The following is a 649-nucleotide window of genomic DNA, read 5'->3' as shown; positions in this document are numbered from 1 at the left end:
TCGCGTAGCGAGTACTGATGGCGTACGCCAAGCCTTGAGCTACAACATTGGCTACCCTGAATTTGATGGCAAAACAAAAGACGAACGACAAAAACAGCTGGCAGACTTCAAAGCGAAAATCGATAAGTTTTTTAGCCTTGCGCAAGAAAACTGCCTTGAAAAACCCGATATTAAAATCAACCAAACCCGGCAATTCGAGTGGGCACTTACGCACGCGGGTGATTACGCACTAGAATATACGCTGTGGATCTATCTTGATCGAATTCCAAATACAAAAGTTACGGCAACGATTCGAAAGCATTTGATGGGAACAATCTTTCGCGTGAATGACGCGGTATATACGGCGTCCATTATTGAGGGCATTGATTTATCCACACCACAATTAGCGAAACTTGAGCTAAAAAACGTTGAAAATGCTGGCAAGCTTAGCGAACTAGCTCAAGCCTAGAGGCGGCTCATGCTCTTCATTGCGGGAGTCGATTGCTTCTGCATCTCTTAGAGCCTTAACCAGCACCGCATGCTCGTGCGTGGCTTGACCTGAGTGCAGATAATGCTTTGCTGCATCTACCACTTTCTGCCACACCTCAAATCGGTAATTTAAGCTTAACAGAGACTTGGCTATGAAGTCAGAGTCCACACCACTTTCACG

2 protein-coding genes are annotated in these 649 nt (G+C 45.8%); one reads left to right on the top strand and one right to left on the bottom strand.

Annotation, left to right across the window (positions count from 1 at the left end; translation table 11 throughout):
• Nucleotides 1-448 (top strand): hypothetical protein (locus A3763_RS28130; protein WP_197482769.1); only part of this gene is annotated, 448 nt, incomplete at its 5' end.
• On the opposite strand, the gene A3763_RS28125 is transcribed toward A3763_RS28130, so the two are convergent.
• Nucleotides 434-649: hypothetical protein (locus tag A3763_RS28125; protein WP_068759918.1), on the bottom strand; the 216-nt coding region annotated here is incomplete at its 5' end. The genes A3763_RS28130 and A3763_RS28125 overlap by 15 nt on opposite strands.

The sequence above is a fragment of the Oleiphilus sp. HI0128 genome (assembly GCF_001635365.1).
This window is presented reverse-complemented; position numbering and strand designations above follow the sequence as displayed.